At 64.4% G+C, this 17096-nt stretch carries 25 protein-coding genes; 18 read left to right on the top strand and 7 right to left on the bottom strand.

Annotation, left to right across the window (positions count from 1 at the left end; all coding sequences use genetic code 11):
• Positions 1-7 precede the first annotated feature (7 nt).
• The 4 genes from PD284_RS03695 to dnaQ are packed head-to-tail and all read left to right on the top strand — an operon-like array spanning position 8 to position 2808.
• A complete protein-coding gene (locus PD284_RS03695) occupies positions 8-607 on the top strand; it encodes a Maf-like protein (protein WP_274626879.1) in 600 nt (199 codons plus the stop codon).
• Positions 600-1439, top strand: coding sequence for a shikimate dehydrogenase (locus PD284_RS03690; RefSeq protein WP_274626878.1), 840 nt, complete (start codon positions 600-602; stop codon positions 1437-1439). The genes PD284_RS03695 and PD284_RS03690 overlap by 8 nt, the downstream gene beginning before the upstream one ends.
• The gene (gene coaE / locus PD284_RS03685; RefSeq protein WP_274626877.1) at positions 1436-2032 is read left to right on the top strand and encodes a dephospho-CoA kinase; all 597 of its coding nucleotides are present in this window, start codon (positions 1436-1438) and stop codon (positions 2030-2032) included. The genes PD284_RS03690 and coaE overlap by 4 nt, the downstream gene beginning before the upstream one ends.
• Positions 2033-2088: 56 nt before the next feature.
• Positions 2089-2808, top strand: a complete 720-nt coding sequence (gene dnaQ / locus PD284_RS03680; protein WP_274626876.1) for a DNA polymerase III subunit epsilon — start codon at positions 2089-2091, stop codon at positions 2806-2808.
• Positions 2809-2873: 65 nt separating this feature from the next.
• Here dnaQ and secB read toward each other — a convergent pair whose 3' ends face one another.
• On the bottom strand, positions 2874-3350 hold the full coding sequence (gene secB / locus PD284_RS03675; RefSeq protein ID WP_274626875.1) for a protein-export chaperone SecB: 477 nt from the start codon (positions 3348-3350) through the stop codon (positions 2874-2876).
• A 117-nt stretch (positions 3351-3467) separates the two neighbouring features.
• Entirely contained in the window at positions 3468-3968 is a 501-nt protein-coding gene (locus PD284_RS03670; protein WP_274626874.1) for an FxsA family protein, read from the bottom strand.
• 206 nt (positions 3969-4174) lie between these two features.
• Between PD284_RS03670 and PD284_RS03665 the strand changes: the two genes are divergently transcribed.
• From PD284_RS03665 to PD284_RS03645, 5 genes are all read left to right on the top strand, one after another.
• A complete protein-coding gene (locus PD284_RS03665) occupies positions 4175-4882 on the top strand; it encodes a Tim44/TimA family putative adaptor protein (RefSeq protein WP_274626873.1) in 708 nt (235 codons plus the stop codon).
• 20 nt (positions 4883-4902) lie between these two features.
• Positions 4903-6003 (top strand): murein transglycosylase A, encoded by a 1101-nt coding sequence (mltA, locus tag PD284_RS03660; RefSeq protein ID WP_274626872.1) that lies wholly within the window; start codon positions 4903-4905, stop codon positions 6001-6003.
• Complete coding sequence (locus tag PD284_RS03655) at positions 6003-6542, top strand: Smr/MutS family protein (RefSeq protein ID WP_274626871.1); 540 nt, start codon at positions 6003-6005, stop codon at positions 6540-6542. The genes mltA and PD284_RS03655 overlap by 1 nt, the downstream gene beginning before the upstream one ends.
• A complete protein-coding gene (locus tag PD284_RS03650; RefSeq protein ID WP_274626870.1) occupies positions 6539-6901 on the top strand; it encodes a helix-turn-helix domain-containing protein in 363 nt (120 codons plus the stop codon). Before PD284_RS03655 ends, PD284_RS03650 begins: the two co-directional genes overlap by 4 nt.
• Before the next feature lie 64 nt (positions 6902-6965).
• Positions 6966-7406 carry a DoxX family protein gene (locus PD284_RS03645; protein WP_274626869.1) on the top strand — a complete coding sequence of 147 codons (441 nt, stop codon included), beginning with the start codon at positions 6966-6968 and terminating at the stop codon, positions 7404-7406.
• On the opposite strand, the gene PD284_RS03640 is transcribed toward PD284_RS03645, so the two are convergent.
• From PD284_RS03640 to hslV, 5 genes are all read right to left on the bottom strand, one after another.
• On the bottom strand, positions 7355-8314 hold the full coding sequence (locus PD284_RS03640) for a DUF1402 family protein (RefSeq protein WP_274626868.1): 960 nt from the start codon (positions 8312-8314) through the stop codon (positions 7355-7357). The genes PD284_RS03645 and PD284_RS03640 overlap by 52 nt on opposite strands.
• A 141-nt stretch (positions 8315-8455) precedes the next feature.
• Complete coding sequence (gene hslU / locus PD284_RS03635; protein WP_274626867.1) at positions 8456-9769, bottom strand: ATP-dependent protease ATPase subunit HslU; 1314 nt, start codon at positions 9767-9769, stop codon at positions 8456-8458.
• 3 nt (positions 9770-9772) lie between these two features.
• Positions 9773-10375 carry a DUF2585 domain-containing protein gene (locus PD284_RS03630; protein ID WP_274626866.1) on the bottom strand — a complete coding sequence of 201 codons (603 nt, stop codon included), beginning with the start codon at positions 10373-10375 and terminating at the stop codon, positions 9773-9775.
• Positions 10372-10890, bottom strand: coding sequence for a GNAT family N-acetyltransferase (locus PD284_RS03625; protein WP_274626865.1), 519 nt, complete (start codon positions 10888-10890; stop codon positions 10372-10374). The genes PD284_RS03630 and PD284_RS03625 overlap by 4 nt, the downstream gene beginning before the upstream one ends.
• Positions 10874-11428 (bottom strand): ATP-dependent protease subunit HslV, encoded by a 555-nt coding sequence (gene hslV / locus PD284_RS03620; protein ID WP_274626864.1) that lies wholly within the window; start codon positions 11426-11428, stop codon positions 10874-10876. The genes PD284_RS03625 and hslV overlap by 17 nt, the downstream gene beginning before the upstream one ends.
• Before the next feature lie 170 nt (positions 11429-11598).
• Between hslV and hisB the strand changes: the two genes are divergently transcribed.
• Genes hisB through coaA form a run of 9 tightly spaced genes read left to right on the top strand, consistent with a single transcriptional unit; the run spans position 11599 to position 17078 of the window.
• On the top strand, positions 11599-12198 hold the full coding sequence (gene hisB, locus PD284_RS03615) for an imidazoleglycerol-phosphate dehydratase HisB (RefSeq protein WP_274626863.1): 600 nt from the start codon (positions 11599-11601) through the stop codon (positions 12196-12198).
• A gap of 3 nt (positions 12199-12201) precedes the next feature.
• Entirely contained in the window at positions 12202-12684 is a 483-nt protein-coding gene (locus PD284_RS03610; protein WP_274626862.1) for a DUF2628 domain-containing protein, read from the top strand.
• The gene (gene hisH, locus PD284_RS03605) at positions 12684-13334 is read left to right on the top strand and encodes an imidazole glycerol phosphate synthase subunit HisH (RefSeq protein ID WP_274626861.1); all 651 of its coding nucleotides are present in this window, start codon (positions 12684-12686) and stop codon (positions 13332-13334) included. The genes PD284_RS03610 and hisH overlap by 1 nt, the downstream gene beginning before the upstream one ends.
• Entirely contained in the window at positions 13331-13636 is a 306-nt protein-coding gene (locus PD284_RS03600) for a DUF1330 domain-containing protein (RefSeq protein ID WP_274626860.1), read from the top strand. Before hisH ends, PD284_RS03600 begins: the two co-directional genes overlap by 4 nt.
• Before the next feature lie 3 nt (positions 13637-13639).
• Positions 13640-14395: a 1-(5-phosphoribosyl)-5-[(5-phosphoribosylamino)methylideneamino]imidazole-4-carboxamide isomerase gene (gene hisA / locus PD284_RS03595; RefSeq protein ID WP_274626859.1), complete on the top strand. Its 756-nt coding sequence runs from the start codon at positions 13640-13642 to the stop codon at positions 14393-14395.
• A gap of 5 nt (positions 14396-14400) precedes the next feature.
• Positions 14401-14979, top strand: coding sequence for a Uma2 family endonuclease (locus PD284_RS03590; protein WP_274626858.1), 579 nt, complete (start codon positions 14401-14403; stop codon positions 14977-14979).
• Positions 14976-15761: an imidazole glycerol phosphate synthase subunit HisF gene (gene hisF, locus PD284_RS03585; RefSeq protein WP_274626857.1), complete on the top strand. Its 786-nt coding sequence runs from the start codon at positions 14976-14978 to the stop codon at positions 15759-15761. Before PD284_RS03590 ends, hisF begins: the two co-directional genes overlap by 4 nt.
• Before the next feature lie 19 nt (positions 15762-15780).
• Positions 15781-16107 carry a phosphoribosyl-ATP diphosphatase gene (locus PD284_RS03580; protein ID WP_274626856.1) on the top strand — a complete coding sequence of 109 codons (327 nt, stop codon included), beginning with the start codon at positions 15781-15783 and terminating at the stop codon, positions 16105-16107.
• Between the two features lie 8 nt (positions 16108-16115).
• Positions 16116-17078: a type I pantothenate kinase gene (gene coaA, locus PD284_RS03575; RefSeq protein WP_274626855.1), complete on the top strand. Its 963-nt coding sequence runs from the start codon at positions 16116-16118 to the stop codon at positions 17076-17078.
• The last annotated feature ends 18 nt before the right edge of the window (positions 17079-17096 follow it).

The following is a 17096-nucleotide window of genomic DNA, read 5'->3' as shown; positions in this document are numbered from 1 at the left end:
GCATCAAATGCCCAGCGCGATCATACTTGCTTCCGGCAGTCCTTTCCGGCGACAGCTGCTCGAGAATGCCGGCCTGAAGTTTACGGTCGTACGCCCCGAGATCGACGAGCGCGCCGTCGAGGCGCCGCTGGAGGCGTCAGGCGCGACGCCTGAGGACGTCGCACAGGTGCTGGCGGAGGCCAAGGCGCTCGATGTCAGTGAAAGGCATCCCGGCGCGCTTGTCATCGGATCGGACCAGACCCTGTCGCTCGGCGACCGCGTCTTCCACAAGCCGAAGGATATGGAAGGCGCGCGCGAGCACCTGCTTGCGCTTTCCGGCAACACCCATCAGCTCAATAGCGCGGTCGCGATCGTCAAGGACGGAGAGACCCTTTGGCGTCACGTGGACGTCGCTCAGATGACGATGCGCAAGCTCGAGCCGGCCTTTATCGGCCGCCATCTGGCAAGCGTCGGGGCGAAGGCGCTGGGCAGCGTCGGCGCGTACCAGATCGAAGGCGAGGGCATACAGCTCTTCGAGAAGGTCGTCGGGGACCATTTCACCATTGTCGGCCTGCCGCTTCTGGCGCTGCTTTCCAAACTTCGGGAACTCGGAGCGATCGATGGCTGAAACCCTGAAGGCCTTCGTCTGCGGCCATCCCATCGCCCATTCGCGTTCGCCGAAGATCCACGGCCACTGGCTGCGCCAGTACGGCATCGATGGATCCTATGAGGCGGTCGACGTTTCCCCGGCCGATCTTCCAGACTTCCTGAAAAGCCTCGGGAAGCAGGGACTGCGCGGCGGAAACGTGACGATCCCGCACAAGGAAGCGGCTTTCGCCGCAGCCGACCATCGCGATGACGCGGCCGAGCAGATCGGCGCGGTCAACACGCTGTGGCTGGAGGAGGGAAGGCTGTTCGCCAGCAATACCGATGCGTACGGATTTGCCGCCAATCTGGATGACCGCGCCCCCGGATGGGCGTCGGCGTCGGCGGCGGTCGTGCTGGGCGCCGGCGGCTCGTCGCGGGCGATCGTCCATGCCTTGAGGTCGCGCGGGATCGGCGATGTCAGGGTCGTCAATCGGACGCTTTCACGGGCAACCGAACTCGCGCGGCACTTCGGCGGCGGCGTTTCGGCCCACGAACCGAAGGCGCTACCGGAGCTTCTCGGCGATGCCGGGCTCATCGTGAACACCACGTCGCTCGGCATGAAGGGGGTCGGCGAACTCCCCGCCGACCCCGAACTGATGCGAGACTCCGCGATCGTCACTGATCTCGTCTATGTGCCGCTGATGACGCCGTTCCTTGCGGCTGCCGAGCGGCGCGGGCTGAAGACGGTCGACGGGCTTGGCATGCTTCTGCACCAGGCCGTCCCCGGCTTCGAGCGCTGGTTCGGCAGGCGCCCGGAGGTAACCGCTGAGCTTCGCGCGACGATCGTGGCCGATCTGGATGCAGGCCGATGATCGTGCTGGGGCTTACCGGGTCGATCGGCATGGGCAAGTCGACGACCGCCAATATGTTCCGCGAGCTCGGCGTGCCGGTCCACGACTCCGACGAGGCAGTCCACAGGCTCTATGCGGGACCGGCTGCGGCCGCGATCGAAGCGGCGTTTCCTGGAACCGTGGTCGACGGTGTCGTCGATCGCGCAAAACTGACCGCCAGGGTCATCGGCAATCCCGAGGCGCTGCGCCGGCTTGAATCCATCATTCATCCGCTGGTGCGCGCCGACGCGGATGCCTTCCTTGCCCGGTATCGCGAAGCCGGCGCGCCGATGGCGGTGCTGGATATCCCGCTGCTTTTCGAGACCGGGGGCGAGCATCGCGTCGACAGGATCGTCGTGGTGACGGCGCCGCCCGAAGTCCAGCGCGAGCGCGTGCTTGCCCGGCCGGGAATGACCGAGGAGAAATTTGCGGCAATCCTCGCCAAGCAGGTTCCGGATGCCGAAAAACGGCGTCGGGCCGACTTCATCGTCGACACGGCACAAGGCATGGAACCGGCGCGACGGGCTGTCGCCGCCATCGTCCACAGCTTGCGCGGTGACAAAACAGGCTCCTGACATGTTCGGCTTGAAGTCGGCCATGGGTGAGCGTCAACTGGCGCAGGAGTGATTCGATGCGCGAGATCATATTCGATACCGAGACTACCGGCCTCGACGCCAAGGACGACCGGATCATCGAGATCGGCGCAGTCGAGCTCGTCAATCGCTTTCCCACCGGTCGGACCTTCCATCACTATATCCATCCGGAAGGTCGCGCGATCCATCCCGATGCTCAGGCAGTTCACGGCATCAGCCTGGCCGATCTTGCCGAAAAGCCGATCTTCTCCGGCGTTGCCGACGAGTTCATCGCGTTCATCGACGGCGCGAAGCTGATCGCCCACAACGCGAACTTCGACATCGGTTTCATCAACGCCGAATTTGCGCGGCTGGGATATGCGCCCGTCGAGACCGGCAGGGTGATCGACACGCTGGCGCTGGCCCGCCGCAAGCATCCGATGGGCCCGAATTCCCTGGATGCGCTTTGCAAGCGGTACGGCGTCGACAACAGCCGGCGCACCAAGCATGGCGCGCTCCTCGACTCCGAGCTTCTGGCCGAAGTCTACATCGAGCTGATCGGCGGCAAGCAGGCCGCGCTCATCCTGGAGACCGCGGCGGCAGCTGCGGCGGGTGAGGCTTTGAGCGCTGGGTTGGCGGATGTGAGCTACGTGCGGCCAGCGCCACTGCCGCCGAGACTGACGGAAGCCGAGCGCGCGGCGCACGCAAAGCTGGTTGGCGGGCTTGGTGAAAATGCCATCTGGGCGAAGCTCCAGCCGACCGTTCTCGCCGCCGAATAGCCTGCCGAAAAAAGAAAACCCGGCGCGAGGCCGGGTTTCCTGAAACCTTGTCCGAGAGGACCGGATCAGCTGACCTGAACCTTGGCCTTGGCCTGGTCCTCGGCGATCTTCTGCTGGAACATCTGCGCAAAATCGATCGGGTCGAGCATCAGCGGCGGGAAGCCGCCATTGCGCGTGGCGTCGGCGATGATCTGGCGCGCGAACGGGAAGAGCAGCCGCGGGCATTCGATGAACAGAAGCGGCAGCATGTGCTCCTGGGGAAAGCCGTCGATGCGGAAGACGCCGCCATAGACGAGTTCGACGTTGAAGAGCACGTCCTTGTCGTGGCTCGCCTTGGCGTTCAGCGTCAGGTTGACGTCGAAATCCTTGTCGGAAAGCGGGTTGGCGGCGACATTGACGTTGATGGCGATGCCCGGGGCGGTCTCGCGGCCGCGCAGGGAATTGGGGGCGCCGGGGCTCTCGAAGGAGAGGTCCTTCACATACTGAGCCAGCACGTTGAGCGAAGGCGGCGTGCCGTTGCCCTTCTTTTCCTCATTGGCCATCGGCCGAATCCTCATTGCTGGGGCTCTGCAAGCCCGATTTGAAGTGGCGGGTTGGCTAGCACGCTGCGTTCCGCCTTACAAGCGCGCCTTCGCCGCCCGTCGCGCCTCGAAAGGCGATCATTCGTCCTTGTTCAGCCGCCACGGCGAGCCCGGGTTTCCATCCCGCGAATAGTCGTCCTCGTCGAGGTCGATCACATTACCGCGACCGGCAGGCCGGCCTCCGGACCAGCGGGTCGACCCGAAGCCGCCTTCGAAGGAAGCGAAGCGGCCGGACGCCGCCAGCCGACCCTTGAGGAGGCGCCAGACGGCGGAACGGACCGCCGGGATCAAGAGCAGGATGGCGACCGCATCGGTCAGAAAACCGGGGATCAGAAGCAGCACCGCCGCGACGACGGTCATGACGGCCTTCACAAGCTGCGGCCCGGGATCGCTGCCGGCGCGCAGGTCGAGCTGGGCCCGGGCAAGGGCGCTTACGCCCTGCGTCCGCAGGAGGAACATGCCGAGGACAGCGCTGAGAAGCACCAGCCCGATGGTCGCGAGCACGCCGATCTCGCTTCCGACGAGCACGAAAGTGGCGATCTCAAGCAGCGGAAGGAGAAGAAGGATCAGCGGAATCAAAAGAGGAATATCCTCGGTCGGAGAGTGCACGGGCCGCGCCCCCTGGCTGGCGCATCGGGTCATACATAGGTAAGGGAAGCCCGCATTTGAATGATCACATGTTTGAATGATCGCGCGTTGCGATCTATATGGGTTGTTTGACCGCTGCATGCACACGTGCAGCGCCTGCCTCGGACAGCGGGGTAGGGGACAGGCTGGCGGACGACATGGAATATCTCGACTTCGGCACGATCTTCTTTCTGGTGGTCGCGATCGCGATCTTCGTGCAGTTGCGCAATGTGCTCGGCCGTCGCACCGGCAACGAGCGTCCGCCCTTCGATCCCTACACTGCAAACCGCACCAAGCCTGACGATGCCGCGGCCGGTCCGGACAACGTCGTCTCCCTGCCGGGCCGCAAGAAGGGCGCCGAGGGCGCCGAGGACGCCTACAAGGCCATCGACGCCTTCGCCAAGCCCGACACCGAGCTGAACAAGGGCCTGCGCGCCATCAAGGACGCAGATCCGAGCTTCGAGCCCAAGTCCTTCGTCGAAGGCGCCAAGATGGCCTATGAGATGATCGTCATGGCCTATGCGGACGGCGACCGGAAAACGCTCAAGAACCTGCTTTCGCGCGAGGTCTATGACGGCTTTGTCAGCGCCATCGGGGAGCGCGAGCAGCGGTCGGAAAAGATCCAGTCTTCCTTTGTCGGCATCGACAAGGCCGACATCGTTTCTGCCGAGATGAAGGGGTCCGAGGCGCATGTGACCCTGCGCATCGTCAGCGAACTGATCTCGGCGACGCGCAACAAGGCCGGCGAGGTCATCGACGGCGATCCGGAGACGGTCGCAGAAGTCAAGGACGTCTGGACCTTCTCGCGCGACACGCGGTCGCGCGATCCAAACTGGAAGCTCGTCGCGACCGAGGCGGAAGACTGAACCGAGGGGCGGGTGGCGCGATGGCGCTGTCGCCGCTCTTCAAACCGGTCGAGTTCGGGCAGATTCCGGGCTGGAAAGCCGATCCCAAGGCCGAAGCCTTCGCCGCATTTTCCCGCTGCGCAGCTCGGATTCACGTGAAACCATACCGGACCGGCACGCTGGGCGTGGCGGTCGAGGCCTTTTCTGCGGCCTACGCCGAAGCCCGTGCGATCGGAAGCATCGATGACGATGAGGCCCGCGCGTTCTTCGAGCGCCACTTTGTTCCCGCCTTGGTGACACCTGCCGGAAATTCGGGATTCGTGACGGGCTTCTATGAGCCGGTGGTCGAGGCGTCGCCGCATCGGACCGAGCGCTTCAAGGCGCCGCTCCTCGCCCGGCCGACCGACCTCGTCGACATCGATGACGCCAACCGGCCCGCCGGCATGGATCCCTATTTGGCCTTCGGCCGCCGCACCGCTGACGGCGTCTCCGAATATTGCGATCGCCGCCAGATCGAAACCGGATCGATCGACACGGCCGGTCTGGCATTGGCCTGGCTCGCCGATCCCGTGGATGCCTTCTTCATACATGTGCAGGGGGCTGCGCGACTGCGCATGACGGATGGCCGCCTCGTGCGCGTCACCTATGCCGCCAAGAGCGGGCATCGTTTCACCGGGGCGGGAAAGGTGCTGGCCGAACTCGGCGAGATCCCGCTCGAGCAGGTGACCATGCAGTCGATCCGCGCATGGTTCCGCGCGCATCCAGATCGGATCAACGAGATCCTCTGGCGAAACCGATCCTACATCTTCTTTCGCGAGGCGCCGGTCGAGGATGCTGCACTCGGTCCCGTCGCCGCCGCCAAGGTTCCGCTCACGCCCGGGCGTTCGATCGCGGTCGACCGGCTGCTCCATACCTTCGGCACGCCGTTCTTCATCGATGCGCCGACGCTGACCGCATTCGATGCAAAGCCCTTCCGCAGACTCATGATCGCACAGGACACCGGCTCGGCGATCACCGGTCCTGCCCGCGGCGACCTCTTTGCCGGATCGGGCGACGCTGCCGGGGAGATTGCCGGCGTCGTCCGCAACGACGCCGATTTCTATGCGCTCTTGCCGCGTGCGCTGGTCGAGGGTCGCCTCTGATGTCGGCGCGTGGCGGCAGGTCGCTCTCGGATGACGACCGCATCCTCTGGAACAAGGTAGCTCGTTCGGCAAAGCCGCTGAAGGGCACGGCTCCTCTCGGCGCCGATCCGGAAACGGTCCCGGACATGCAGCCGATCGTTCCGGCCGCCGTCTTCTCGGACATTGCGCCGCCCCCACCCAGCAAGGACCACAAGGTCGGCCGCCATCTGGACCGGCCGACCCACGACAAGCTGGCCAAGGGCAGGCTGGTGATCGAGGCCAAGGTTGACCTCCACGGCCTGACCCAGCGCGAGGCGCACGGGCTGCTGCTCTCCTTCCTGCACCGCGCCCACGCCTCCGGCGTCCGTTACGTCCTTGTCGTCACTGGAAAGGGATCGACGAACAAGGGCGACGGCGTGCTGCGGCGCGTCGTGCCGGAATGGCTGGCGACGCCGGCGTTCCGCTCGGTCGTGAGCAGTCACGACAGCGCCGCGCGCCACCACGGCGGCGGGGGCGCGCTCTACGTCCGGCTTCGTCGGCATGCGGCGGCCGGCGGATGACGCCTTTCGGCCAGAAACTGCGTGAACTCCGACGCCAGCGCGGCATCGCCCAGAAGGACATGGCGGCCGCGCTCGGGGTCAGCGCAGCCTATCTCTCGGCGCTCGAGCATGGACATCGCGGACAGCCGAGCTGGCCCTTTGTCCAGAAGGTGATAGGCTACTTCAACATCATCTGGGACGATGCCGACGAGCTCGAAAACCTCGCCTGGGCGTCCGATCCACGGGTGGTCGTGGACACGTCCGGCCTGTCGCCTCAGGCGACGCGCCTCGCCAATCTCCTGGCGCGCGACATAGGCGAACTGGACGAAGAGGCGTTGCGGGTCCTGATCGCAGCACTGGAGTCGGCGAAAAAGCGCTGAAGCCTTGTCGGATGCGCGCCGGCTGACCCGTCCTTGGCGAGAGGAACGTCAAGGAATGCATGTCATGAGCGAACAGACCTATGTGAAGTTGGGCTGGGTTCTCACCGGCCTCTATGCCTTGTTCATGCTGGTTGCTTCGGTTGCCCCCAAGCTCGTCGGTGCGTCGGTGGCGACCGAAACAATGCTGCAGCTGGGCTGGCCAGACGGCTACGTCCTGATGATCGGTATCATCGAGCTCGCCTGCGTGCTGCTCTATCTCTATCCGAGGACAAGCGTGCTCGGCGCGGTGCTGACGATGGGATTGCTCGGCGGCGCCATGGCGACCCAGATCCGAGCCGGCAGCCCGCTGTTCAGCCACGTCCTCTTCAGCGTCTATCTCGGCCTGTTCATGTGGGGAGGGCTCTGGCTGCGCGACCCTGCGCTGCGGGCGATCTTCCCCTGGCGGCAGCTCGATCAGAAGAGCGCTTCGAGCTCCGGCAGCTTCTCGTTCACCAGCCAGCCGTAGTAGTTTTCTTCGGGCAGCCGGGGCTCCAGCCCTTCGGCTGCCCGCCTGTCGTTGTCTGCGCGGAGAACGGCGGCGCGCTCCTCGGGGTTGCCCACATTGTAGAGCGTGGAGGTCACGCCCGGGTTCTTGGAAATGTCGAAATCCGCGATCGAGCTGTAGGAATCGATCGACTTCTTCAGCGTCGCCGCCACATAGGGCAGCGTGAGGTCCGGGTCCATGATCGTCTCGTAGACCTTGTTGGGCTGCGAGGCGTCGAGCGGCGGCAGGCCGGAAACCTGGGTGACGATGTCGCTCATCTGCAGCGCCGTCAGCGGATTGAGCTGGCCGATGCCGAAGGTCTGGCCGGCGTAGAGGGGCTGGAAGAAGGTCGCCGAGAAGCGCTTGTTGGGAAAGGAAACGCCGCCGACCTGTTTGCCGCGGAAGGCGTGGTCCCACACCCGCTCGCGGCAGGTCCAGACGTCATAGCTTCCCTGTTCTGCCTTGCAGGGCGTGAACTCGGCGCGCGTGACGAACTGCGAGATGTCCTCGCCGCCATAACCGAAGGAAAGCTGCTTGGTCAGGTAGGAGACAGCCTTGACGTAGTAGGTCTGGAGGCGGTCGTAGGCGTCGACGTTGTAGGTATGCTCGCCGACGATGGCGCCGACCATGTGCATCGGGTCGATGCCGTACTGCGCGGAGACCTCGACGATCTTCTTGCGCAGCTTCGCGTCGCTCTTCAGCAGGTGGTAGACTTTTCGGTACTTCGCCTCGTAGGTGGTCTTCAGCGCCTGTGTCCGCCTTGCCGAAGCGCCCGGGACTTCCGGTTGTTCTACGTTGCGGTTGCCGGGAGGCACCAACCTGGCGGCCTCAGCCGCCTGGGGCGCGAGGGCGAGGAATAAGCCGCTGGTCAGGATGACAAGGAGTTTCATTGCCGCCGCATTGTTGCCGGAAACCGCGCCGCGACCCTAAGGGAAGGCCCCCGAGCGAGTCGAGGGCCTGTTGCAGAATCTCTGCGTCGGGACCCAAGCCAGGCACGATGCAGAAATGATCTTGTCGCGACGACGCGTCTCTTAAAGGATGAAACGCGACAAATCTGTGTTCTTGGCCAGGTCGCCGACGTTCTTCTTCACGAAATCCGCGTCGATCGTCACCTCCGAGCCGGACTTGTCCGGCGCATGGAACGAGATGTCGTCGAGCACGCGTTCCATGACCGTCTGCAGCCGCCGCGCACCGATGTTCTCGACACTCGCGTTGAGGTCCACGGCGATGCCGGCAAGCGCGTCGATGGCGTCCTCGGTGAAGGACAGCGTGACGCCCTCCGTCTGCATCAGTGCGACATACTGCTTGATCAGGCTGGCCTCGGTCTCGGTGAGGATGCGGATGAAGTCCTGCTTCTCCAGTGCCCGGAGTTCGACACGGATGGGCAGCCGTCCCTGCAGCTCGGGCAGCAGGTCGGACGGCTTCGAAACATGGAAGGCGCCGGACGCGATGAAGAGGATGTGGTCCGTCTTCACCGGTCCGTACTTCGTCGCAACCGTCGTTCCCTCGACCAGCGGCAGCAGGTCGCGCTGCACGCCCTCGCGGGAGACGCCGGCGCCCATGCCGCCCTCGCGGGCCGCGATCTTGTCGATCTCGTCCAGGAAGACGATGCCGTCATTCTCCGTCGCCTCGACGGCCTGCCGCACGACCTCGTCCTGGTCGAGCAGCTTGTCGGACTCGTCGCTGATCAGGAGGTCGTAGGATTCCTTGACCGTGGTCTTGCGCGTCTTGGTGCGCCGGCCGCCCATGGCCTTGGACAGCATGTCGTTGATGTTCAGCACGCCGATATTGGCGCCCGGCATGCCCGGGATCTCGAAGCCCGGCATGCCGCCGGTCCCCGTGTCGGCGACTTCGATCTCGATCTCCTTGTCGTCGAGTTCGCCGTCGCGCAGCTTCTTGCGGAAGCTGTCGCGCGTCGCGGGGCTCGCTGTCTTGCCGACGAGGGCCTCGAGCACGCGCTCCTCGGCGTTGATGTGGGCGCGCGCCTTGACGTCCTCGCGCATCTTCTCGCGCGTGAGCCCGATTGCCACCTCGACGAGGTCGCGCACGATCTGCTCGACGTCGCGGCCGACATAGCCGACCTCGGTGAACTTGGTGGCCTCGACCTTGATGAAGGGCGCGCCGGCGAGCTTTGCCAGGCGGCGGGAAATCTCGGTCTTGCCGACGCCGGTCGGCCCGATCATCAGGATGTTTTTGGGCATCACCTCCTCGCGCATCTGGCCTTCCAGCTGCTGGCGGCGCCAGCGGTTGCGCAGCGCGATCGCCACGGCGCGCTTGGCGTCCTTCTGGCCGATGATGAAACGGTCGAGCTCGGAAACAATCTCGCGGGGGGAAAACGTCGTCATTTGCTACGCACCACTCTGCCACTGCCGGATGAACTCGAACGGATGCAGCAGCATGATCACGTTGAGCGTCAGATTATCCCGGATGACTGCGCCGACGCCGATCTCGAAGAGCAGCGCAAGCACAACAGTTGCCCATATAGGTAGCCGTCCCGCGGCAATAAAGCCCACGACCATCCAGACTGTGTCGGCGACCGAGTTGATGATGGAGTCGCCGAAGTAATCCAGCGAGATGGTCGCTTCGCGATACCGGTTGATGATGAAATCGCTGTTCTCGACGATCTCCCACGCCCCTTCGAGCAGGATCGCGAAGGCGAGGCGGAACCACAGCGAGCGCCGCGGAAACAGGAGCCACGCCAGCCCGTAGAACAGGAAGCCGTGGATGATGTGGGAGGGCGTGTACCAGTCGGAGAGATGCTGTGAGTTCTCCGAGCTCATCACCACCCCGTGCCAGAGCTTGACGTAGCCGCATTCGCAGATCGGTATGCGGCCCATGGCGTAAAGGATGACCGCTTGCAGCGCCACGAGCGCGATCGCGAGGGGAATGCCCCAGGTCCAGCCGGACCATGCCTTGCTTGCCGGTGATGTCGTGGCGCTTGCGCTGCTCATGCCCCCTCGTCCTCCGCGTCGCGGGCCATCAGAAGTACGTGGCCATAGATCGACGCGCGTTCATCTATGCGGCGAAAGCCGGCCTTTTCATAGGCGCGGATGGCGCGCGTGTTCTTCGGGTCGGGGTCGACGATCACGCGCGGCGCGCCTTCCTCGAACAGCATCGCCACGAACTGGACTATCAGGGCCGTACCGTGGCCCTCGTTGATCAATTCCCTTTCGCCGATGAACTGGTCGATCCCGAGCGTCCCGAAAGGTTGATCCGAGAAGGGGTTTTCGCCTTCTTCCAGATAGGGGTCGTAGCTCTGGATATAGCCGATCGGTCGCCCCTCGAGTTCGATGACGAACGGCTCTACCGAGATGCTGTCGATATGGTCGGCGATGCCCTCCAGCTCGCTTTCCTTGTCTCCCCACCACTCGGCCACATGTGGCTCCGCCAGCCACGCGCCGATCATGGGAAGGTCGGCTTCCATTACTGCCCGGAAGCCGTAGCGCGGACTAAGCCTCGGCGCCATCGATGGTTTCGACGATGACGCTGTGATTGGTGTAGACGCAGATGTCCGCGGCGATATCCATCGCCTTGCGGGCGATCGTCTCGGCATCGGCTTCGGTGTCCATCAGGGCGCGGGCGGCGGCGAGCGCGTAGTTACCGCCAGAGCCGATGGCCATGACGCCGTGCTCGGGCTCAAGCACGTCGCCGGTGCCGGTGAGCGCCAGCGACACGTTCTTGTCGGCCACCAGCATCATCGCCTCCAGGCGGCGCAAGTAGCGGTCGGTCCGCCAGTCCTTGGCGAGTTCTACGCAGGCGCGCGTCAGCTGGTCCGGATACTGCTCCAGCTTCGCCTCGAGCCGCTCCAGCAGCGTGAAGGCGTCTGCCGTCGCGCCAGCGAACCCGGCGATGACGTTGCCTTTTCCGATGCGGCGCACCTTCTTGGCGTTGCCCTTCATGACGGTCTGCCCGAGGCTGACCTGGCCGTCGCCGGCGATGACGACCTTGCCGCCCTTGCGCACGGTGACGATCGTCGTCCCGTGCATGATGATCTCATTCGACATGTGTTGCTCCGATGGCGCGCAATCCCCATGAGGCAATTCGCGCGGTACGAGTTCTTCGCGCTCTATGTATGGCGGAGCGTTGGCTTTGCAAATGTGCAAGTGCGAAGGCAACTGGTAATCGGCCGGACGCGCTGTTAGAACGCGCGCGGCTCGAGATCCGGGGAGAACGAATGACCGCGCGCAAGGCCTCCGTCAAACGCAAGACGAACGAGACCGAGATCTCCGTTTCTGTCGATCTCGACGGGACGGGGCGGTCCGAGATGGCGACCGGGGTCGGCTTCTTCGATCACATGCTCGACCAGCTTTCGCGTCATTCCCTCATCGACATGACGGTCACCGCCAAGGGCGACCTGCATATCGACGACCACCACACCGTCGAGGACACCGGCATCGCGATCGGCCGCGCCATTGCGGATGCGCTCGGCGAACGCCGCGGCATCATGCGTTACGCCTCGCTCGACCTCGCCATGGACGAAACGCTGACCCGCGCGGCGGTCGACGTCTCGGGGCGGCCTTTCCTGGTGTGGGATGTCAGCTTCTCGTCGCCCAAGATCGGCACGTTCGATACCGAGCTGGTGCGCGAGTTTTTCCAGGCCCTTGCCCAGAATGCGGGCATCACGCTTCACGTGACCAACCTCTACGGGGCGAACAACCATCACATCGCGGAGACCTGCTTCAAGGCGGTGGCGCGCGTCCTGCGCGCTGCGCTCGAGCCCGATCCGCGCCAGCCGAACGCGGTGCCGTCCACCAAGGGAAGCCTGAAGGGCTGATCGATGGCCACATATGTCGTCATGGAAACGAAGGCGATGCCCGGCGAAGCTACCGCGGGCACGGCATTCGTCCGCGACGGCTTCCATTGGCTTGCGTTCCTGCTTCCCGTGTTCTGGCTGCTCTGGCATCGCCTCTGGATCGAGGCCGTGCTTGCCTTCGCGGCCGTCGCCGCACTGTCCGCGGTTGTCGAGATCGCCGGCATTGCCGCCTTGGGTCCGCTGGTTGTCCTGCCGGTCTCGGTCTATTTCGGCCTGGAGGGCGCCGCCCTGCGCGTCGCGGCGTTGCGCCGGCGCGGCTGGCGGGAGTGGGGCGTGGTGCACGCCGGGAGCGTCGACGAAGCCGAGGCGCGGTATGAATACGAGCGTGTAGAGCATGACGGGCCCGAGGATCGCCTGGCATCCCCTCCGCCGCCCGCGAGCGTCCCTCTGGTGAGGCCGGCGGTCGGTCCAACGATTGGTCTTGTTTCTTATCCAGGAAAGCTCTGATGCGGGTCGCCATCATCGATTACGGGTCGGGCAATCTGCGGTCGGCCACGAAAGCCTTCCAGCGGGCAGCGCGCGACAACGCCATCGCGACCGAGGTGGAACTCACGTCCGATCCCGAGCGCGTCGCCTCCGCCGACCGGATCGTGCTGCCGGGCGTCGGCGCCTATGCGGATTGCCGGGCTGGACTGGCCGCGGTGCGGGGCATGGATGAAGCCATCCGCGAGGTTGCGATCACCCACGGGCGGCCGTTCCTCGGCATCTGCGTCGGCATGCAGCTGATGGCCGAGCGTGGACTCGAGAAGACGACGACCGAAGGCTTCGGCTGGATTGCCGGCGACGTGAAGGAAATCGTCCCGTCGGATCCGGATCTCAAGATCCCGCAGATCGGCTGGAACACGATTCACGTGAAACGGGACCATTTCCTGCTGGCGGGCATCCCCACCGGCGCGGAGGGGCTCCATGCCTATTTCGTCCATTCCTACCATCTCGAGGCGCGAGATCCCGGCCAGCTCGTGGCGGTGACGGACTATGGCGGGCAGATCACGGCCATGGTCGCGCGTGACAATCTGGCGGGAACGCAGTTTCATCCCGAGAAGAGCCAGGCGCTGGGTCTGGCCCTCATAGCCAACTTTCTGAGGTGGAAGCCATGAGCGAGCAAACTGCCGGCAAGAAGGGTTACTGGATGGCGATGGTGGACGTCACCGATCCCGACGGCTATCCGAAATACATTGCGGCCAATAAAGCGGCCTTCGACAAGTACGGAGCACGTTTCATTGTGCGCGGCGGCCGCTCGGAGGTTTTCGATGGGCCTGCAGCCTCGCGCATGGTGGTCATCGAGTTCGACAGCTACCAGACCGCGCTCGACTGTTTCCATTCGCCGGAGTACCAGGCCGCGCTCAAGCTGCGGCAGGCCTGTTCGGTCGCACACATGGCCGTAGTCGAAGGCGTCTGATCCGTGATCCTTTTCCCTGCCATCGACCTCAAGGACGGCGTCTGCGTTCGCCTGAAGCTCGGCGACATGGACCAGGCGACCGTCTACAACGCCGATCCGGCCGCCCAGGCCAAGGCGTTCGAGGACCAGGGATTCGAGTGGCTTCACGTGGTCGACCTCAACGGGGCCTTCGCGGGCAAATCCGTCAATGGCGAGGCGGTCGAGGCGATCCTCAAGGCGACCAGCAATCCGGTGCAGCTCGGCGGCGGAATCCGCACGCTCGCGCATATCGAGTCCTGGTTGGACAAGGGGCTCGCCCGCGTCATCCTCGGCACGGTGGCCGTCCGCGATCCGGATCTGGTGAAGGAGGCGTGCAGGCTCTTCCCGGGCAGGATTGCCGTGGGGATCGACGCGAAGGGCGGCAAGGTCGCGGTGGAAGGCTGGGCGGAGGCCTCCTCGCTGGAGGTCGTCGAACTCGCCAGGCAGTTCGAAGGCGCCGGTGTCGCCGCCATCATCTACACCGATATCGATCGTGACGGCATCCTGGCAGGCATCAACTGGGAGTCGACGATAAGGCTGGCTGATGCCGTTTCGATCCCGGTGATCGCCTCGGGCGGCCTGGCTTCGATCGCCGACGTCGTGCGCATGACCATGCCGGATGCGAACAAGCTCGAAGGCGCGATCTCCGGCCGCGCGCTCTATGACGGCCGCGTCGATCCGGCCGAGGCCCTGGCGATCCTGCGCCGCGATTTTCCGCGCAAGACCGCCGTGCTAGACTGACGGACATGAACATCCAGTCGAAACATCCGACCACAGCCGACGAATTCCTCCGCTGGAACGAGGGGCGCGAGGGGAAGCGGGAGTTCGTCCGGGGAAAAGTGGTCGAGATGATGATCAACACGACAAAACGACACGCAATCCTCGCCTTGCGGGTGGGGGCGATCCTGCTTCGCCAGTTTTCGTATCCTGCATATTCCGTTGGATCGGCAGACGTCGCGGTCCGCACCGGCGATGGTATTCGCTATCCCGATGTTTTCGTCGATCGCGGTACTCCGTCAAGCAACGATTCGGATCTCGTCGCCTCGGAGCCCGTGCTTCTCGCGGAGGTTCTCTCTCCATCGTCGATGAGCAGGGATTTTATCGAGAAGGTTGCCGACTACAGTGCCATTCCGTCGCTCCAGCATTATCTCATCTTGTCACATGAGGAGCCGCGCATCTGGCTGTGGTCGCGCGACGGCGCCGATGCCTGGCTCGGGCCGGACGAAATTGTCGGACGCGAGGAGATTGTCGACTTGAAGCGGCTTGGTGCAACCATCGCGCTCGCGGAGGTGTATTCAGGGATCGACCGTGGGTCGGTTCAATGACCCTCAAAGCCCGCATCATTCCCTGTCTGGACGTGAAGGACGGCCGCGTCGTCAAGGGCGTCAACTTCGTCGATCTGATAGACGCTGGCGATCCTGTCGAGGCGGCGAAAGCCTATGACGCCGCCGGGGCCGACGAACTCTGCTTCCTCGACATCACCGCCTCCTCCGACAACCGCGAGACGATCTTCGACGTGGTCGCCCGCACGGCCGAGCAATGCTTCATGCCGTTGACCGTCGGTGGCGGCGTCCGCCAGGTGGCCGACATCCGCAAGCTGCTCCTAGCCGGCGCCGACAAGGTGTCGATCAACACGGCAGCGGTGAAGGATCCTGATTTCGTCGCAGAAGCCGCCGACAAGTTCGGCAACCAGTGCATTGTCGTGGCGATCGACGCGAAACGTGTTTCGGGCGAGGGCGAAGCCGGCCGATGGGAGATTTTTACCCACGGCGGCAGGCGGGCGACCGGCATCGATGCGGTCGAATTTGCGGTGAAGATGGTCGACCTCGGCGCCGGAGAGATCCTGCTGACGTCGATGGACCGCGACGGCACCAAGGGCGGCTATGACCTGGCGTTGACCCGCGCCGTGGCCGACGCGGTCCGGGCGCCGGTCATCGCGTCAGGCGGCGTCGGCAACCTGGATCACCTGGTCGACGGCATTCGCGAGGGGCATGCGGCGGCAGTTCTTGCCGCATCGATTTTCCATTTCGGCACTTACACCATTGCGGAGGCCAAGGCGCACATGGCAAGAGCCGGCGTGCCGGTGCGGCTCGACCGCACGACCTGAACAGCCTGCCGAGGGGCGGATGAGCGATTTTTCCCTGTCAGACCTGGAACGGATCATCGCGGCGCGCGCCGCCTCGGGTGATCCGGATTCGTGGACCGCGAAGCTGATCGGCAAGGGCATGCCGAAGGCCGCGCAGAAACTCGGCGAGGAAGCCGTCGAGACGGTCATCGCTGCTGTCGGCAAGGACAGGCCGGGGCTTGTTTCGGAAAGCGCTGACCTGCTCTATCATTGGCTCGTCGTGCTGCACATCGCCGGCGTTCCCATGTCAGAAGTCCTCGCGGAGCTCGGCCGCCGCACCGCGCAATCGGGGACTGCGGAAAAAGCATCGCGGCAAGGCGGCGGCTGAGGTAGCGCATGGATCAGCTGGTTCCGACCGAAAAGTACTCCCCATACCGCTTCTTCTCCGCCGACGAGTGGGCGGGGTTCCGTGCCGACACGCCGCTGACGCTGACCGAGGAAGAAGTCCAGCGCCTCGGCTCGCTGAACGACCCTATCGATCTCGGCGAAGTGCGGCGCATCTATCTGTCCATGTCGCGGCTCCTGTCCGCGCATGTCGAGACCACCCAGGCGCTTTATGCGCTCCGCAAGCGCTTTTTCAACGCTGCCGACAGCGCGACGAAGACGCCATTCATCATCGGCATTGCCGGCTCGGTCTCCGTCGGCAAGTCGACCACCGCGCGTATCCTGAAGGAACTGCTGCGCCGTTGGCCGTCGAGCCCCAAGGTCGATCTCGTGACCACCGACGGCTTTCTCTATCCGAACGACACTCTCAGGCAGCGCAACCTGATGGAGCGCAAGGGCTTCCCGGATAGCTACGACGTCGGCGCACTTCTGCGTTTCCTGTCGAGCATCAAGTCCGGACAGGCGAACGTCCTAGCGCCGGTCTATTCACATCTCACCTACGACGTGCTGCCGGGCGAGTTCGTCACCATCGACCGGCCCGACATCCTGATCTTCGAAGGACTGAACGTGCTGCAGCCGGGAGATCTGCCAAGGGACGGCAAATTCATCCCGTTCCTGTCCGATTTCTTCGACTTCGCAATCTATATCGACGCGGACGAGGACCTGATCCATAGCTGGTACATTGCGAGGTTCATGCGCCTGCGCGAGACTGCCTTCCGCAATCCCCAGTCATTCTTCCATCGCTATTCGCAGCTCTCTGACGACGCCGCACGGGCGATTGCGGAGGGGCTCTGGGCGAACATCAACCTGAAGAACCTGCGCGAGAACATCCTGCCGACGCGGCCGCGCGCGGACCTCATCCTGCGCAAAGGCGCCGACCACCTGATCGAGAAAGTGGCGCTGCGGAAGCTCTGACGCCGATTTAGAGGCATT

The organism is Mesorhizobium shangrilense, from assembly GCF_028826155.1.
Taxonomy (GTDB): Bacteria; Pseudomonadota; Alphaproteobacteria; order Rhizobiales; family Rhizobiaceae; genus Arvimicrobium; species Arvimicrobium flavum.
The sequence above is the reverse complement of the archived record's forward strand: the minus strand, read 5'-3'. Positions and strand labels throughout refer to the sequence as shown.

Excerpts from the sequence above, each read along its gene's own strand:
- PD284_RS03695 (WP_274626879.1), top strand. The coding sequence starts at position 8 with ATGCCCAGCGCGATCATACTTGCTTCCGGCAGTCCTTTCCGGCGACAG.
- PD284_RS03690 (WP_274626878.1), top strand. The coding sequence starts at position 600 with ATGGCTGAAACCCTGAAGGCCTTCGTCTGCGGCCATCCCATCGCCCAT.
- coaE (WP_274626877.1), top strand. The coding sequence starts at position 1,436 with ATGATCGTGCTGGGGCTTACCGGGTCGATCGGCATGGGCAAGTCGACG.
- dnaQ (WP_274626876.1), top strand. The coding sequence starts at position 2,089 with ATGCGCGAGATCATATTCGATACCGAGACTACCGGCCTCGACGCCAAG.
- secB (WP_274626875.1), bottom strand. The coding sequence starts at position 3,350 with ATGGCCAATGAGGAAAAGAAGGGCAACGGCACGCCGCCTTCGCTCAAC.
- PD284_RS03665 (WP_274626873.1), top strand. The coding sequence starts at position 4,175 with ATGGAATATCTCGACTTCGGCACGATCTTCTTTCTGGTGGTCGCGATC.
- mltA (WP_274626872.1), top strand. The coding sequence starts at position 4,903 with ATGGCGCTGTCGCCGCTCTTCAAACCGGTCGAGTTCGGGCAGATTCCG.
- PD284_RS03655 (WP_274626871.1), top strand. The coding sequence starts at position 6,003 with ATGTCGGCGCGTGGCGGCAGGTCGCTCTCGGATGACGACCGCATCCTC.
- PD284_RS03650 (WP_274626870.1), top strand. The coding sequence starts at position 6,539 with ATGACGCCTTTCGGCCAGAAACTGCGTGAACTCCGACGCCAGCGCGGC.
- PD284_RS03645 (WP_274626869.1), top strand. The coding sequence starts at position 6,966 with ATGAGCGAACAGACCTATGTGAAGTTGGGCTGGGTTCTCACCGGCCTC.
- PD284_RS03640 (WP_274626868.1), bottom strand. The coding sequence starts at position 8,314 with ATGAAACTCCTTGTCATCCTGACCAGCGGCTTATTCCTCGCCCTCGCG.
- hslU (WP_274626867.1), bottom strand. The coding sequence starts at position 9,769 with ATGACGACGTTTTCCCCCCGCGAGATTGTTTCCGAGCTCGACCGTTTC.
- PD284_RS03630 (WP_274626866.1), bottom strand. The coding sequence starts at position 10,375 with ATGAGCAGCGCAAGCGCCACGACATCACCGGCAAGCAAGGCATGGTCC.
- PD284_RS03625 (WP_274626865.1), bottom strand. The coding sequence starts at position 10,890 with ATGGCGCCGAGGCTTAGTCCGCGCTACGGCTTCCGGGCAGTAATGGAA.
- hslV (WP_274626864.1), bottom strand. The coding sequence starts at position 11,428 with ATGTCGAATGAGATCATCATGCACGGGACGACGATCGTCACCGTGCGC.
- hisB (WP_274626863.1), top strand. The coding sequence starts at position 11,599 with ATGACCGCGCGCAAGGCCTCCGTCAAACGCAAGACGAACGAGACCGAG.
- PD284_RS03610 (WP_274626862.1), top strand. The coding sequence starts at position 12,202 with ATGGCCACATATGTCGTCATGGAAACGAAGGCGATGCCCGGCGAAGCT.
- hisH (WP_274626861.1), top strand. The coding sequence starts at position 12,684 with ATGCGGGTCGCCATCATCGATTACGGGTCGGGCAATCTGCGGTCGGCC.
- PD284_RS03600 (WP_274626860.1), top strand. The coding sequence starts at position 13,331 with ATGAGCGAGCAAACTGCCGGCAAGAAGGGTTACTGGATGGCGATGGTG.
- PD284_RS03590 (WP_274626858.1), top strand. The coding sequence starts at position 14,401 with ATGAACATCCAGTCGAAACATCCGACCACAGCCGACGAATTCCTCCGC.
- hisF (WP_274626857.1), top strand. The coding sequence starts at position 14,976 with ATGACCCTCAAAGCCCGCATCATTCCCTGTCTGGACGTGAAGGACGGC.
- PD284_RS03580 (WP_274626856.1), top strand. The coding sequence starts at position 15,781 with ATGAGCGATTTTTCCCTGTCAGACCTGGAACGGATCATCGCGGCGCGC.
- coaA (WP_274626855.1), top strand. The coding sequence starts at position 16,116 with ATGGATCAGCTGGTTCCGACCGAAAAGTACTCCCCATACCGCTTCTTC.